At 71.6% G+C, this 14,595-nt stretch carries 13 protein-coding genes; 4 read left to right on the top strand and 9 right to left on the bottom strand.

Features of this window, described 5'->3' with window-relative positions; translation table 11 throughout:
• The first annotated feature begins 88 nt into the window (after nt 1–88).
• The gene (locus AB0H62_RS36865; RefSeq protein WP_220243122.1) at nt 89–1,084 is read left to right on the top strand and encodes a helix-turn-helix domain-containing protein; all 996 of its coding nucleotides are present in this window, start codon (nt 89–91) and stop codon (nt 1,082–1,084) included.
• A gap of 13 nt (nt 1,085–1,097) precedes the next feature.
• Here the strand turns inward: AB0H62_RS36865 and AB0H62_RS36860 are convergent, their stop codons facing one another.
• Nucleotides 1,098–1,973, bottom strand: a complete 876-nt coding sequence (locus AB0H62_RS36860; protein WP_360591403.1) for an aminoglycoside phosphotransferase family protein — start codon at nt 1,971–1,973, stop codon at nt 1,098–1,100.
• A 100-nt stretch (nt 1,974–2,073) separates the two neighbouring features.
• Here AB0H62_RS36860 and AB0H62_RS36855 point away from each other — a divergent pair, with 100 nt between their 5' ends.
• Nucleotides 2,074–2,826 carry an MBL fold metallo-hydrolase gene (locus AB0H62_RS36855; protein ID WP_360591256.1) on the top strand — a complete coding sequence of 251 codons (753 nt, stop codon included), beginning with the start codon at nt 2,074–2,076 and terminating at the stop codon, nt 2,824–2,826.
• 277 nt (nt 2,827–3,103) lie between these two features.
• On the opposite strand, the gene AB0H62_RS36850 is transcribed toward AB0H62_RS36855, so the two are convergent.
• Together AB0H62_RS36850 and AB0H62_RS36845 are read right to left on the bottom strand one after the other, a co-directional pair.
• Nucleotides 3,104–4,126, bottom strand: coding sequence for an FAD-dependent oxidoreductase (locus AB0H62_RS36850; RefSeq protein WP_360591254.1), 1,023 nt, complete (start codon nt 4,124–4,126; stop codon nt 3,104–3,106).
• Between the two features lie 153 nt (nt 4,127–4,279).
• Entirely contained in the window at nt 4,280–4,972 is a 693-nt protein-coding gene (locus AB0H62_RS36845) for a dienelactone hydrolase family protein (protein ID WP_220243119.1), read from the bottom strand.
• Nucleotides 4,973–5,070: 98 nt separating this feature from the next.
• On the opposite strand from AB0H62_RS36845, the gene AB0H62_RS36840 reads away from it, so the two are divergent.
• Nucleotides 5,071–6,423, top strand: a complete 1,353-nt coding sequence (locus AB0H62_RS36840) for a TrpB-like pyridoxal phosphate-dependent enzyme (RefSeq protein ID WP_220243118.1) — start codon at nt 5,071–5,073, stop codon at nt 6,421–6,423.
• Between the two features lie 40 nt (nt 6,424–6,463).
• Here AB0H62_RS36840 and AB0H62_RS36835 read toward each other — a convergent pair whose 3' ends face one another.
• Nucleotides 6,464–8,056: a hypothetical protein gene (locus AB0H62_RS36835; protein ID WP_360591251.1), complete on the bottom strand. Its 1,593-nt coding sequence runs from the start codon at nt 8,054–8,056 to the stop codon at nt 6,464–6,466.
• Nucleotides 8,032–8,784, bottom strand: coding sequence for an ABC transporter ATP-binding protein (locus AB0H62_RS36830; RefSeq protein WP_360591401.1), 753 nt, complete (start codon nt 8,782–8,784; stop codon nt 8,032–8,034). Before AB0H62_RS36830 ends, AB0H62_RS36835 begins: the two co-directional genes overlap by 25 nt.
• A 144-nt stretch (nt 8,785–8,928) precedes the next feature.
• On the opposite strand from AB0H62_RS36830, the gene AB0H62_RS36825 reads away from it, so the two are divergent.
• Nucleotides 8,929–9,741, top strand: a complete 813-nt coding sequence (locus AB0H62_RS36825) for a class I SAM-dependent methyltransferase (protein ID WP_360591249.1) — start codon at nt 8,929–8,931, stop codon at nt 9,739–9,741.
• A gap of 1 nt (nt 9,742) precedes the next feature.
• On the opposite strand, the gene AB0H62_RS36820 is transcribed toward AB0H62_RS36825, so the two are convergent.
• The 4 genes from AB0H62_RS36820 to araD all read right to left on the bottom strand — a co-directional run bounded on the left by AB0H62_RS36820 (nt 9,743) and on the right by araD (nt 14,466).
• A complete protein-coding gene (locus tag AB0H62_RS36820; RefSeq protein WP_255638731.1) occupies nt 9,743–10,564 on the bottom strand; it encodes a DJ-1/PfpI family protein in 822 nt (273 codons plus the stop codon).
• An 89-nt stretch (nt 10,565–10,653) separates the two neighbouring features.
• The gene (locus AB0H62_RS36815; RefSeq protein WP_220243115.1) at nt 10,654–10,878 is read right to left on the bottom strand and encodes a hypothetical protein; all 225 of its coding nucleotides are present in this window, start codon (nt 10,876–10,878) and stop codon (nt 10,654–10,656) included.
• A 15-nt stretch (nt 10,879–10,893) separates the two neighbouring features.
• Entirely contained in the window at nt 10,894–12,657 is a 1,764-nt protein-coding gene (locus AB0H62_RS36810) for a VanW family protein (protein ID WP_220243114.1), read from the bottom strand.
• Nucleotides 12,658–12,747: 90 nt separating this feature from the next.
• The gene (gene araD / locus AB0H62_RS36805) at nt 12,748–14,466 is read right to left on the bottom strand and encodes an L-arabinonate dehydratase (protein WP_220243113.1); all 1,719 of its coding nucleotides are present in this window, start codon (nt 14,464–14,466) and stop codon (nt 12,748–12,750) included.
• Between the last annotated feature and the right edge of the window lie 129 nt (nt 14,467–14,595).

Raw genomic sequence — 14,595 nt, 5'->3', positions numbered from 1 at the left:
TGCCAGCCGCCGGAACCCGTCACAAGATCCCCGAGTGGCTGCTCACTGCCACCTGGCACAATCCCGACAACTCGGGTAGGACATTCGCATGGAGCTCGCTGTCCTGGGGTTGTCCGCCGACGAGGAGCGGGTCTATGAAGCGCTCGTCGCCCTGCCCGGGTCGACGGTTGCGGCGCTTGCCGACCACCTGTCGGGCCCGGCGGGCCCGTTGCAGCGGACGCTCGACGCTCTCGTCGACAAGCACTTGGTGGCCGCCAGCGGCAGCCCGGCGCGGTACCTGGCCGCTCCGCCGGACATCGCGATCAACCAGCTCGTGCAGCAGCGGGAACGCGAACTCAGCGCGGCGCGCGCGAAAGTGCATTCGCTCTCGGAGATCCACCGCAGCGCGCACCGCACGAGCCCCGAGCTCGTGATCGAGCAGCTCACCGACCGCGAAACGATCGCCGCGGCCGTCGCGCACCTGGAATCCGAGGCGCTGCACCAGGTCCGCGTGTTCGACACACCGCCGTACTACGAGTCGCCCGGGGGCGAAGGCGCCGCCCGCAACACCCAGGCGCAGATCGCGCGCCACCAGAACGACGGCGTCGCGCACCGCGTGATCTACAGCCTCGACGCGGTGGCCTGGCCCCAGAAGCTGGAAACCGACATCCTGCCCGCCGTCCGCGGCGGCGAAGAAGCCCGGACCCGCCGGACGCTGCCCATCAAACTCATCATCCGCGACGACCAGGACGCCCTCATCCCGTTCGACCTCAGCCACAGCGGCCTGCAGGTCGCCTACCTCGTCCGCCGATCCCCGCTCCTCACCGCCCTCGAGGCGCTCTTCGAGGGCGAATGGGCCCAGGCCGCCCCGCTCGACGCGTCCGCGGTGACGCCGGGTCCTTTTGGTGGCGGTCCCCGGCCGGACGACGAAACCCGCGCCCTGCTCACGATGATGATGGCGGGCCTCACCGACACGGCCATCGCGCGCGTGAACGGCTGGAGCACCCGGACGACGTACCGCCGGCTTCAGCGCCTGATGACCGAGCTGGGCGCGTCGACGCGGTTTCAGGCGGGCAGTCTGGCGGAACGCCGCGGCTGGCTGTGAGCGGGCGGCTTGATCACCGAGCCAGGTCGAGCAGTTCCTCGATCACGGGCTCCGGTCCGCCGTAGGTGAGGCGCGCGATGGCTGCCATCGGTGCGATCACCTGACTCCAGGCGTACAGCCGGTTCCCGTCGAGCCCGCACGCGGCCGCCACCCGCCGGCAACGGGCCGCGACACCCTCGTGCCCGGCACCAGCTACCACGTAGTCGACGGCATCGAAGCACGGATCGCCCAGACACGCCTTCGGGTCGATCGCGACCAGCCCCCGCGACGGGCCGCCGTCGAGGACGTTGCCGAGATGCAGGTCGCCGTGCACCAGCACGAGCTTGGTCTGCGTGGCCAGCAATGTCTCGCAGCGCCGCATCGCCCGCCGCCACGTGGCCTGATCGATCCGTGCGCCGATGGCCGGGTCGGAGAGCCTCCGGCCGATCCGGGCGAAGGCCTCGTCACACCGACCGCGCAAGTGCCATGGCCAGTGCGCGGGCGGGGTCACGGCGTGCAGCGCGCCAAGCAACTCACCCCACCACCGCGGCAAGGCCGGCTGCGGCAGGTCTTCGGCCTCGGTGCCGGGGACGATCTCCTCCAGCACCATCACCCCGGCTTCCGCATCGGCGGCCAAGATGACCGGCACCCGCCCCGAGGGCGCGAACACGCGCAGCATCTCCACCTGCTTGGTCAACAACGCCCGATCCGGACTGAGCTTGAGAACCGCTCGGGTCCCGTCGTGCCATCGACAGCGCATGACCACGGACGACGCTCCACTCGCGAAAACCTCACCGAGCACGAGGCCCCACCGGGAGGCCAGCCTCGCGGCCAACGCCGGGACCTCAGAGAGCCAATCCTCGACCTCAGGACCGAACCGCCCCGCCAACCGCGCACCGACCTCCGCCATGTCCACCCCGGAATTCTCCACCCCGGCGGCCGGCACCGCTCCGGTATTCGCCTCACCGTCGCCCCTCGCGTCGGGCGGGGACACCTGACACAGTGGACCGATGCTGAGTCAGGTGGCCGACGGCGTCTGGGTGCGGCAGAGCGAGTGGGTCTGGAGCAACGCCATCGTGGTGCGCGCCGACGGCGGGCTGGTCCTGGTCGACCCCGGCATCGGCGGTGCCGACCTGAACGAGCTCGCCGACGACGTGGAGCGGCTCGGCGTTCCGGTGGTCGCCGGGTTCGCGACCCATCCCCACTGGGACCACCTGCTCTGGCACTCCCGGTTCGGCGACGTGCCGCGCTACGCCACCGCCGCCTGCGCCGAGGTCGCGAGCGGAGCCCGGGAGCGGGCGCGGACGATGGCCGCGGAGAGCGCGTCGGGCATCCCGCTCGACCTGGTCGCGCTGCTCACCCCGCTGCCCGCGGACGGCGGACCGGTGCCGGGCGAGCTCGTCGAGCACGAGGCGCACGCCGCCGGGCACGCCGCGGTCCTCCTCGCGGACCGGGGCGTCCTGCTCGCCGGCGACATGCTCTCCGATGTCCTCATCCCGCTGCTGGACCCTCGCCGCCCCGGCCAGGTGGACGCCTACGAAGCAGCACTCGACCGGCTGGCCGAGGCCGCCCAGCACGTCGACGTCCTGGTCCCCGGCCACGGCGCCGTCGCCGAAGGGCCCGAGGTGGCGGCCCGAATTGCCGCCGATCGTGCGTATATCGACGCGCTGCGGCGGGGCGAGGAACCGGTCGACGTGCGTCTCGAACAGGATTGGCTCGCGGGCCCGCATCAGGCGAACTTGGCTCGACGCTCAGCAGGCTGAACGTGCTTTCAGGCCGGCAAGGTCCGCTGAAGGAACTCCGTCGTCAACTCCCACGCACGGGCAGCGGCTGCCGGGCGGGGAGAATGGATCCTCGCTACCGAGGCGGAGTGCGCTTCGTTCACCTGGCGCGACCTGCGCGGTGGACTCCAAACCGCCGCGGAGGCCGCGGCCGTCGAAGTCCGGGCGCGAATGCCGTTTCCCTCAATGAAATCCAGCGATACCAAGACCTGATCTCAGAACTCGCCGTGTCGCTTTCGCCCGTGAGCGGCGACTCGGACTAGAAGCGGTCGAGGCGGCAGCCCGCCAGCGAGGGCTCGACGGTGCCGTCGACCAGCTCCCGCGCGACCAGGTGGCCTACGGCCGCGGCGAGCGTGACCGCGGAGTGCATCACCGCCAGGTAGAGGCCGGGCACCTCGGGGACCGGGCCGATGATCGGCTCGCCGTCGGCCGGCATGGGGCGTACGCCGACCCGGGTGCTGAGTAGCTCGACGTTCGCCGCGCCGCGGAAGGTGGACCGGACGGCGGCGAGAGTCCGTTCTGGCGAGTCTGCAGCGGCGTGGAGCCGGTCGGTGGCGACCTGCCGGAGATCGAAGTCCCGGTTGTGGACCACGGTGCGGACCCTACCGGCGGGGGCGCGGAGCCGGAAGAGCGTCGCCGGCGACGGGTCGACCGGGACGCGAACGCCGAGCGGCGCGGCCAACGCGGCCGTGGCCACTCCGGCCGCGAGCACCACAGTCGCACCGGCGAGGGGTCCCGCGGCCGTCTCGACCCCGGCGACCCGACCCGCGGCGTCCCGTCGGACCGCGATGACCGGGGTGTCCGGATGCACCCGGGCGCCGTGGGCGCGGGCGCCCGCGACCAGCCGCTCGCTCACGCCTACCGGGTCGGCGGCGCCGTCACCGGGTGCCCAGACGGCCCACTCCGGAGGCTGCGTAAGGGTGGGCTCAAGCTTTGCCACGGTGGCCGCGTCCACGATCTCCTGCCCGGGCCCAGCCTCCGGCACGGTGTCCGCCGCGCCCCAGGACAGTGAGCCGGACCAGGTCACGGGGAGTCCCGGCAGCTCGGCCTCGAGCCGGCGGTACTCCTCCGCCGCGGTCACCCGCAGCCCGGCGGCCGGACCGGTGCGCACACCGGCCGCTCCGATCCAGGCGAACGAGCCCGCCGTCACTCCGGCGCCCGGCCGCCCGCCGTCGACCAGAGTCACGCCGGCGCCGGCCCGAGCGGCGTGATAGGCCACCGAAGCGCCGACGATACCGGCGCCGACGACTACCAGGTTCCTGCTCACCAGTGGGCTCACCACGTCGATGATCTTACGGTCAGCGGGCTCCGCCTCCGAACGGTTTGACGCGCAGCAGCCAGGAGATGGTGCGCTCAGTGTGGAAACGCACTTATCGATCTGGGTAGGCGTGCTTCAAGGTGTCCGCCATCGGGAACGGAGGTCGTGACGCCGCCTCTATACCGGCAGAGTCCGGCGCAGGAACTCCTTCGTCAACTCCCAAGCACGTGCCGCCGCCTCAGGTCGGTAGAACATCGGCGCCACGCGGTTGTGGAACGCGTGCCCGGCGTCCTCCTGCACGAAAATCTCCGCCCCCGGATGCAAGGCCACCGCCGCCTCCACCACAGAAACGTCCGACCGCGGAATGAACGGGTCCTGGCCACCGAAATGGAACTGGATCGGGCAACTCACCTCGTCCAGCGAAGCGATCTCCCCAGCCACCGTCGACCCGTAGAACGACACCGCCGTGTCCGGCGTGCCCGCGGCAGCAGCAGCGAACGCGAGAGACCCGCCCAAGCAGAAGCCCAGCACACCGGCACCAGAGCTCACACCGCGCAGGTGCGCGAGGGTCGCCAGGACATCCGACAGAGCGAGCGCGTGGTCGAGCTGACCGGCGATCTCCATCGACCGGGCGACCCCGGCCTCGTCATGGGCCGACGACCAGCCCGGCGCGAAGCGGTGGAACAGTTCGGGCACGGCGACCACGTAACCCAGCTCGGCGAGGTCCGCGGCAACGCCGGAGAGATAAGCGTCCAGGCCGAAGATTTCCTGGATCAGCACCAGGCCGGGGCCGTGGCCGCCGGCGGGGAGCCACACGGGCAGGTCGACGGGACCGTCGGCGAGCTGCAGGCGATCGACACGAGTGGGCAAGTTTCCTCCCAAAATAGATCCACTGTGGACAATCACGACGGGCTGGCCCACCGGCCTCCGGCGATCTATGTTGAGTTTTCCAGAACTCAGGAGGCGTGATGGCGGAGCGCACCAAGTACATCCTGGACGAAGCCGATCTCCCGACGCAGTGGTACAACGTGGTGCCCGACCTGCCGGAGCCGCCGCCCCCGCCGCTGCACCCGGGCACGCGCGAGCCCGTGGGGCCCGAGGACCTGGCGCCGCTGTTCCCGCAGGCGCTGATCGCACAGGAGGTGAGCACCGAGCGCTACGTGGACATCCCCGAGGAGGTCCGCGACGTCTACCGCCTGTGGCGCCCCTCGCCGCTCTACCGCGCGCACCGGCTGGAGAAGGCGCTGGGCACGCCGGCGCGCATCTACTACAAGTACGAGGGCGTGAGCCCCGTCGGCTCGCACAAGCCGAACACCGCGGTGCCGCAGGCGTTCTACAACGCCGCGGAGGGCGTCACGCGCCTGACGACCGAGACGGGCGCCGGCCAGTGGGGCAGCGCGCTGGCGTTCGCGTGCGCGCAGTACGGGCTCGAGTGCGAGGTGTGGCAGGTCCGCGCCTCCTACGACCAGAAGCCCTACCGCAAGCTCATGATGGAGACGTACGGCGCGACCGTGCACCCGAGCCCGTCGGCGCTCACCCAGTCCGGGCGGAAGATCCTCGCCGACGACCCCGACTCCACCGGCAGCCTCGGCATCGCGATCAGCGAAGCCGTGGAGCAGGCCGCGGCCGACCCGAACGCGCGGTACGCGCTCGGCAGCGTGCTCAACCACGTGCTGATGCACCAGACGGTGATCGGCGAGGAGGCGCTCAAGCAGTTCGAGCTCGCGGGCGACACCCCGGACATCCTCGTCGGCTGCACCGGCGGCGGCTCCAACTTCGGCGGGCTCGCGTTCCCGTTCCTGCGTGAGAAGCTGGCGGGCCGGATGAATCCGGTCATCCGCGCCGTCGAGCCGTTGGCGTGCCCGACGCTCACGCGCGGCACGTACGCGTACGACTTCGGCGACACGGCGGGCCTCACCCCGCTGCTGAAGATGCACACGCTCGGCCACGGCTTCATCCCCGACCCGATCCACGCGGGCGGCCTGCGCTACCACGGGATGTCGCCGCTCATCTCGCACATCTACGAGCTGGGCCTCATGGAGGCGCTGGCCGTCGGACAGCAGGAGTGCTTCGCCGCGGGCGTGCGCTTCGCCCGCGCGGAGGGCATCGTCCCGGCGCCCGAGCCGACGCACGCGCTGGCCGCGTGCATCCAGGAAGCGTTGCGCTGCAAGGAAACCGGGGAGGAGAAGGTGATCCTCACGGCGCTGTGCGGCCACGCGCACCTCGACCTGCCCGCGTACGGCGCGTACCTCTCGGGCGAGATGGTGGACAACGAGCTGTCCGACGACGTGCTCGCCACTTCGCTGGCCGAGTTGCCGTGACGCCACGGGCCGCGGGTCACCCGGACCCGCGGCCCGCGGTTCACCGCTCCTTCGACACCGTCGCCAGCAGCTCGGGGCCACGCGTCGCGAGACGCTGCCGCGCGAGCCCGCCCCACCACCACGCCAGCACGGCGCCGACCACGATCCCGACCGGCACACCGAGCCATTGCAGCACCGGCGAGCCGAGCACCGCGCCCGCGATGCACAGCGCCAGCACCGGCAGCGCCCCGGCGGCGACCAGCAGCATCGTCGCGAACATCTGCAGCAGCCGCGCGCAGCCCGGGCGACCGCCGGACGACCAGGGGCTCGAGCTCTTGCGCTGGTCGGGCAGCGGGTACGCGAGGTACACCGACTGCAGCATCAGCACGCCCGCGCCGGCGCCCAGCAGCGATGGCACCAGGCCGAACACCCACGGGTACGCGCCGCTCTCGCCGACCGCGCCCGGCAGGACCGCGGCCAGCACCAGCGCCACGGGCGCCACGATCAACGCCCACGCGAGCTGCCGGCCGCGCACGTCAGCGCGTTCGGCGCCGGGCACGGTGAGCGTGTGCCACAGCGCGCTGCCGTCGAAGCCGTAGAGGTTGCCCGACTGCATGCACGCGAAGAACACCACCGCGACCCCGAGGTAGGGCACGATCGCCGGCCGGCCGCCGCCGGACAGCGCCGGGAGGACCGTGACCACGACGCCGACGATCAGCGTCGACAGCAGGGCGACGCGCCGGCGGGCGTCGCGCCACCACGTGAACAGCTCCTTGCGCGCCACGGCACCCACTGGCGTCGCGGGCAGCAGGCTGCGGCGCACGCGCGCCCCCTCGGCCCGCACCTTCGTGCGCGACGCGCCGCGGAACGACGGGCTCGTCACCTGCCGTGCGAGCAGCGCGCCCCACGCCGCGATCAGCACGGCGATCAGCGCGAGCATCGCGACCAGCAACCCGAGCGCGGTGCCCCACTCGCCGGTGCCCGCCGCGTGCACCGCGACCGTGCCCCAGCCGGACGGCAGCACGTGCATCACGTTCACGAAGCCCGGCACGCGGCCGTTGATGATCGCGGGGCCGAGGCTGTTGATCGCCAGGTTCACGCCGACGCCGGACAGACCGGTGAGGGCGACCAGGATGATGCCGAGCTCCTTGCCCTTGCGTGACGTCAGCAGCGCGCCGAGCGCCGCCATCACCACGCGGTAGAGCAGCACCACGAACGCCAGCTGCAGCACCGTGAACACGAGCCCGACCAGCGCCGCGCCCGCGCCGAGGCGCAGGCCGTAGAAGAACAGGCCGAGGAACGCGACCAGGCTGACCAGCGTCGTCACGCCGACGAAGCTCGCGGCCAGCAGCCCGACGGCGAGCTTGCGCCGGCCGATCGGCAGCAGCGCGAAGTGCTCCGGGCGCAACGTGTCGTCCCCGCCGCCAGTGGCGATGGGCGCGAGCACCCAGCCGGCCGCCCATCCCGCGTAGACCGTGGCCAGCAGGTCGACGGTGACCCCGTCGCCGCCACGGATCGGCACTAGGCCCAGCACGATCGTCAGCACCGCCGCGACGAGCCCGATCACCCCGCCGACGACCATGCCCGCGACTCGGCCGCCGCGCAGGGAATTGCGCAGGACGCGCAGCTTCAGTCGGACGAGGACGCCAACCACGACAGCCCTTCCGCTCCGCCGGTGCGCCCGCCCACGATGTGCACGAACGCGTCTTCCAGGCTCCCGCCACCCCGCACGTCGTCCACGGCGCCCGCCGCGACCACCCGGCCGCGCGTGATCACCGCGACGTGGCTGCACAGCTGCTCGACCAGCGCCATCACGTGGCTCGAGAGCACCACCGCGCCACCCGAGGCGACGAACCGCTGCAGGATCGTCCGGATCGTCGACGCCGACACCGGGTCCACCGCTTCGAACGGCTCGTCCAGCACGAGCAGCCGAGGCCCGTGCAGCAGCGCCATCGCGAGCCCGATCTTCTTGCGCATCCCCGCGGAGTAGTCGATCACGAGCGTGCGCTCGGCCTCCAGCAGCTCCAGCACGCCGAGCAACTCCTGCGCCCGCTCCGCGACCGTGTTCGACGGAAGACCCCGGAGAAGTCCCATGTAGGTCAACAACTCGCGGCCCGTGAGGCGCTCCGGAATGGACAGTCCGTCCGGAAGCACACCGATCAGACTTTTCGCCCGCTCCGGCTCCCGCCACACATCGACGCCGAACACGTTCGCCTGCCCCTGGTCCGGCCGCAACAACCCGACCGCCATCGACAGCGACGTGGTCTTGCCCGCGCCGTTCGGCCCGACGAGCCCGAAGAACGATCCCCTCGGGACCTCCAAGGTGACACTGTCGACTGCGAGCGTGGTGCCGAACCGTTTGGTGAGCCCGTACAGGCCCATTGCGGCGTCCGCGCCGTTTTCGGCCACGAGTGCCCCCTTCCGTGGTCTGGATGGGGAGATTACGCGGGTTGGGGGAGGTGTGCGCGATGTTTGCGGGAGGATTCCAGTGACGAATCCGAGTGGGAGGCGATGCGGGTGTCGGCGGTGCGCAGATGGGCAGAGCAGCTGGCCGCGTGGGCGGTGCCCGGTGAGATCGCCGACGCCGTCGCGGACCCGCCGTGGGTGCTGCCCCGGCGGGTGTTCGAGCGCCGCGCCGACGCGCAGATCGCGGCGCCGATCGGCTGGACTTTCGCCGAAGCGGCGGCGGTGCTGGCCGAGCCGGGCACCGTGCTCGACGTCGGCGCCGCGGCCGGCGCGACGAGCCTGTCGCTGGTGGGCCGGGCCGGCGTCACGGCGGTGTGCGGCGTCGACGGGGACGAGCAGCTGCTCGCGTCGTTCGCCGCCCGGGCCGCGCGTCTCGGCGTGCCCGCGGAGACGGTGCTCGGGCACTGGCCCGGCGTCGCCGAGCAGGTGGCCGACGCCGACTTGGTGCTGTGCGGGAACGTGATCTACAACGTGCCCGACCTCGAGCCGTTCGTTCGCGCCCTCACGAAGCGGGCCCGCCGGCGCGTGGTGGTCGAGACCGCGCTCAAGCACCCGCTGACTGAGCTGAACGAGCTGTGGGCGCGGTTCCACGGCGTCCGCCGCCCCGCCGGCCCGACCGCCCAGGACTTCTGCGCCGCGCTGGTCGAACTCGGCGTCGAACCGCACACCACGCTGTGGCGCCGCCCGGACGAGGCCGAGCACGAGACGTTCGCCGACCTCGTCGACGTGACGCGGCGCCGGCTGTGCCTGCCCGTCGCGCGCTCAGGTGAGGTGGCCGACGCCCTGCTGGAGCTGGGTGTCGATCCGGCGTTACCGCCCGATCTGGGGTCTTCGGGCCGGGAGCTCGCCACGGTGTGCTGGTCGCCCGCGTGAATCAGAGGCGCGTGGCAAATGTTTTCGCGAACGTGTGCACGTCACCCGGCCACCGAGCCGACACGTAGTTACCGTCCTCGACGACAAACGCCGGGCGGGCGTTGTCCAACGTGTCGCGGGCGCGGCCGCTCGCCTGGACCCGGTCCGTCGTGTCGCGGAAGTCCTCCGGACGCGTGAGGGCGCGGGTGACCTCCTGCTGCACCGACATGTACCCGGCGGGCTGCCCCGGTTCCTCGCGGTAGGTGCGGTAGTAGTCCGGGTCCCAGAACCGGGTCCGCCGCGCGAGCCGCCAGGCGGTGCGTTCCAGCTGCCAGGTCAGCGCCGTCGTCGTGCGGCCGTGCAGGACCGAGCGGCCGGTGTCCGGGTCGACGCTGCGCGCGGCGAGCAGCACGCCATGACAGATCGCGCCGACCGGCAGGTCCCGCCGGAACGCGGAGACGACCACGTCCTGCAACACTGGGCTTTCGAGGTACTCGCGCATGCCACGGGCGCGATGCCCGCCCGGGAGCAGTAGGCCGTCGAAGTCGTCGAGCTTGATGTCGGCCCAGCGGATCGGGGCGCGCCACGCCGGGTCGGCGAGCAGGGCGGTGTGCGCCGAGCGCGCGGCCGCGTCCGCCCGCAGCATCCGGCCGACGGCGGTGAGCTTCCGCAGACCCGGCACGCGGCTCCACAGGTCGAGGCCTTCGCCGGTGACCATGAGTTCGTCGCAGGTCGCCTGCACACCCTCGGGGGTCGCGAAGACCACCGTGTGCCCGCCGAGCACCGCCCGGCTGACGGCCACTTCGGACGGGTCCGAGTCCCGGGCCGGGACGGGGATCAGCACAGTCGCCAAGGCATCCTCCTGAAGCTCAGTCAGAAGGATGCCAGCCTGCGATCTTCACGGCGAAACGCACCGGCCGAGCCGTCGCCGCTTCAGTCGACCTGCGCCGAGCTGACGTACCAGGCGCCCGACTCGACGTCGATGGGCTCGTCGACCCAAGGCTGCACGATGGCGGCGATCTCCGCCGTTATCCGCCACACGTGCATGATCCAGCCCTCGGGCGTCATGTCGACCTGCCCGCGCAACGGCTCGACGACCTCCGCCGGCAGATCCCACTCCCGTTCGAGGAATTCGTCCGCGCCGAACTTCTCCACCATGTTGACCACAAGCACCTACGCCCCGCAGGTGATCTTCGGCTGCGGGTTGTACCGCACCGTCCGGGTGTGGCGCGAGACTTCCTGCCCCGTGGCCGCGTCCTTCAGCACCCGGGTATCCGTGGTCGTGAACCCAGGCGCGCCATTGGAGGCGTGGCAGTTCTCCGCCGGACCCGGCTTCGTCGGCTGAGGCGTCGGATTGATCCGCTCCCCGGGAATCGACTCCACCGAATACCGCTTCGTGCCCCACAGCTTCACCGTCAACGACGAAGGCGACCAAATCGTCTGAATGGCAATCCCCGTGGACGAATCATTCGTGAACTTCAAATCGATCACGCTGGACCCGTTGGGGTTCTGAAAAACCGTCGCCTCGCGCGCCGCCGGATAACGGCTGATGTAGTAACTGTGCTCCTTGTGCCCCGCGTCCTTCATGCCCGCGAAGTACGCGGCGTTGTACAGCGTGGTCGCGAACTGCGAGATGCCGCCGCCGACTTCGCGGGCCGGGGCGCCGTTCTCGATGACGCCGGCCTCGACGTAGCCCTGGGGTTTGCCGCGGGGGCCGGTGAAGCCGTTGAGGCTGAAGGTTTCGCCGGGTTTCACGATGGCGCCGTTGACTTTCTGGGCGACGACGCGGATGTTGACGCCCGAGTCGGGGGCGAAGCCGCCGGTGGTGAACTCGCCGACGACCTCCTTCACGCCCATCGCGTTGGCCTGCTCGGTCGTCACCTTGGCCGGGCTGTTCTTGTACACGGCCTTCAGCGAACGACCGTCGGCGCGCTTCAGCACGTCCGGCAGCGGCTTCAGGCTCGGCTCCCAATCGACGGTCTTGCCGTCCACCGAAGGCTCGACGGCCGGCTTCCCGCCGCTGAACCCGACGGTCGCCTCCTTGCCCTCCTTCTCGGTGGACTTCAGCTGCGGGCCGGCAACCGCGACGAGCTTCTTCTGGTCCACAACCGGCACGAGCCCGCCGCCGTCAGCGGGCGCGAAAGTCAAAGCCGAGGCGATGTCACGCGGCTCCAGAACAGCGGCAGCGCCCTCACCCTCGACAGTCACCGGCGAAGCCACCGCGGGCCGGGCGAACTGCTCCAAAGCCGCCTGCACCCCGGCAGCAGTGGTCCGCACCGGCGCCGGCACCACCGGCAAAGCCAGCTCGGAACCCGTCGCCCACTGACTCAGCACGGCAGCCTTCGCCGCGGCGACGTCGAGCTTCTGCCCCGGCTGCGGTGCCACGGCGACCGGCGTGGTGCCGTCGAACCGCACCGTGCCCTCCACCGCGGCACGATCCACCCGCCCGCGCAGGTCCTCCAGGGCCGGATCCAGCCGGTCACCCTCGGCATGAGAGACGACGCCGATCTCGTGCGTCGAGAAGAACGACGCCAGCCGCGTGAACGGGTTCAGCGGCTGGTCGCCCGCCTGGTCGAGCGTCGCGGACCAGTCGAGGCGCAAGCCGGCCAACGTCGGCGACAGCGTGGTGCGGACCTCGCCCGCGGTCACCGTCAAGGGCTGCGTCAGACGCGGCTCGATGAGACCCCGCAGCTCCCGCTCGGCCACCGGCCGGTCGAGGCCGCCGACGTCGACGCCCGCCACCGTGGTCCCGCGTGGCACGCTGCCCTGGCTGGTGAGCAGGTCGATCAGGTACACGACCAGCAGCGCGGCGAGCACCCCGCCGGAGACCCACAGGGCTTTGCGCAGGCGAGGGCGCGATTCGGGCTCGGCGGGAACCGCCTGCAGCACGACCGTCTGCTCGTCCTCGGACTCCGGCCAGTGCGGTTCGTACGGCACCTGTTCGACCCTCCGTTTGCTGCGTCCCGCGCCACAGCGTACGGCCTGAGCCGGACATGCCGGACTAGTGCCCCTTGCGGAACAAACCGGTCAGCGAGCGTCGGGTTCGGGGTTGGCGCCGGCGCGCGCGAGGAAGTCGAAGTCGCAGCCCTCGTCGGCCTGGGTGATGTGCTCGGCGTACAGGGCACCGTAACCGCGTTCGAAGCGCGGCGCAGGCTCGAGCCAGTCCGCCCGCCGGCGCGCCAGCTCGTCGTCGGGCACCTCCAGCCGCAACACGCGGGCGGGCACGTCGAGCGTGATCAGGTCGCCGTCGCGGACCAGGGCGAGCGGGCCGCCGATGTGCGATTCCGGGGCGACGTGCAGCACGCACGCGCCGTACGACGTGCCGCTCATGCGCGCGTCGGAGATGCGCACCATGTCCCGCACGCCCTGCGCGAGCAGGTGGTCGGGGATCGGCAGCATGCCGTACTCGGGCATGCCCGGGCCGCCGAGCGGGCCGGAGCCGCGCAGCACCAGCACGGAGTCGGCCGTGATGCGGAGCGACGGGTCGTTGATGCGCTTCTTGAGGTCGGCGTAGTCGTCGAACACGACGGCGGGCCCGGTGTGGGTGAGCAGCTCCGGCGTCGCGGCGATGTGCTTGATCACCGCGCCCGAGGGCGCCAGGTTGCCGTGCAGCACGGCGACGCCGCCTTCGGCCGCCAGCGGGTTGTCGCGTGGGCGGATCACGTCGTCGTTGTGCACCTGCGCGGTCGTGAGCGTCTCGGCCAGGGTGTGGCCGGAGACGGTCAGCCGCTCGGTGTGCAGCAGGTCCGTCAGGCGCGACAGCAGCCCGGGCAGGCCGCCCGCGTAGTAGAAGTCCTCCATCAGCCACGCGCCGCCCGGGCGGATGTTGGCGAGCACGGGCACGCGGCGCGCGATCTCGTCGAAATCGGCCAGGCTCAGCGACAGGCCGCTGCGCCCGGCCATCGCGATCAGGTGGATCACGGCGTTGGTCGAGCCGCCGAGCGCGAGCACGGTGGTGATGGCGTCGGCGTACGCGCGCTCGTCGAGGACCTTGGTGATCGTGAGGTCCTCCCACACCATGTCCACGATCCGCGCGCCGCTCGCCGCGGCCATCCGGTGGTGCGCCGAGTCCACGGCCGGGATCGACGCAGCGCCCGGCAGCGTCACGCCGAGGACCTCCGCGGCCGACGTCATGGTCGACGCCGTGCCCATCGTCATGCAGTGGCCGGGGGAGCGGGCCAGGCCGCGTTCGAGCTCGGACAGCTCCTCGTCGCCGATCGTGCCGGCGCGGCGCTCGTCCCAGTACTTCCACATGTCCGTGCCGCTACCCAGCACCTCGTTGCGCCAATGGCCCCGCAGCATCGGCCCGGCGGGCACGAAGATCGCCGGCAGCCCGGCGCTCGCCGCGCCCATCAGCAACGCGGGCGTGGTCTTGTCGCAGCCGCCCATCAGCACCGCGCCGTCGACGGGGTAGGAGCGCAGGATCTCCTCGGTCTCCATCGCCAGCAGGTTGCGGTACAGCATGGGCGTGGGCTTCTGGTACGTCTCCGACAGCGTCGCCACCGGGAACTCCAGCGGGAACCCACCGGCCTGCCAGACGCCGCGCTTCACCTGCTCGGCGCGCTCTCGCAGGTGCATGTGGCACGGGTTGATGTCGCTCCACGTGTTGAGCACGGCGATCACCGGTTTGCCCAGGTGTTCGCCGGGGTCGTAACCGAGCTGGCGGGCCCGGGCGCGGTGGCTGAAGTTGCGCAGTTCGTCGCCACCGAACCAGCGGTGGCTGCGCAGGTCCTCCGGTGTTTTCATGGCCGGGCCGCCTTTCGTCGCTACGAGCAGTATGGCATCTGATATATGATCACAGCTCGCCGCGCGGGTCGCGGGCACCGTCCGCGCCCGCCTGGTTGAATGTCGGTCTGTTCACCGCGGCAGACCGCG

It is taken from the genome of Amycolatopsis sp. NPDC050768 (assembly GCF_040654155.1).
In the GTDB taxonomy this organism is placed as follows: Bacteria; Actinomycetota; Actinomycetes; order Mycobacteriales; family Pseudonocardiaceae; genus Amycolatopsis.
This window is presented reverse-complemented; position numbering and strand designations above follow the sequence as displayed.

Bases quoted from the DNA above. Each gene is read 5' to 3' on its own strand.
- AB0H62_RS36830 (WP_360591401.1), bottom strand. From the start codon at position 8,784: ATGGGCCTGTACGGGCTCACCAAACGGTTCGGCACCACGCTCGCAGTC.
- araD (WP_220243113.1), bottom strand. From the start codon at position 14,466: ATGAAAACACCGGAGGACCTGCGCAGCCACCGCTGGTTCGGTGGCGAC.
- AB0H62_RS36860 (WP_360591403.1), bottom strand. From the start codon at position 1,973: ATGGCGGAGGTCGGTGCGCGGTTGGCGGGGCGGTTCGGTCCTGAGGTC.
- AB0H62_RS36840 (WP_220243118.1), top strand. From the start codon at position 5,071: ATGGCGGAGCGCACCAAGTACATCCTGGACGAAGCCGATCTCCCGACG.
- AB0H62_RS36865 (WP_220243122.1), top strand. From the start codon at position 89: ATGGAGCTCGCTGTCCTGGGGTTGTCCGCCGACGAGGAGCGGGTCTAT.
- AB0H62_RS36855 (WP_360591256.1), top strand. From the start codon at position 2,074: ATGCTGAGTCAGGTGGCCGACGGCGTCTGGGTGCGGCAGAGCGAGTGG.
- AB0H62_RS36815 (WP_220243115.1), bottom strand. From the start codon at position 10,878: ATGGTGGAGAAGTTCGGCGCGGACGAATTCCTCGAACGGGAGTGGGAT.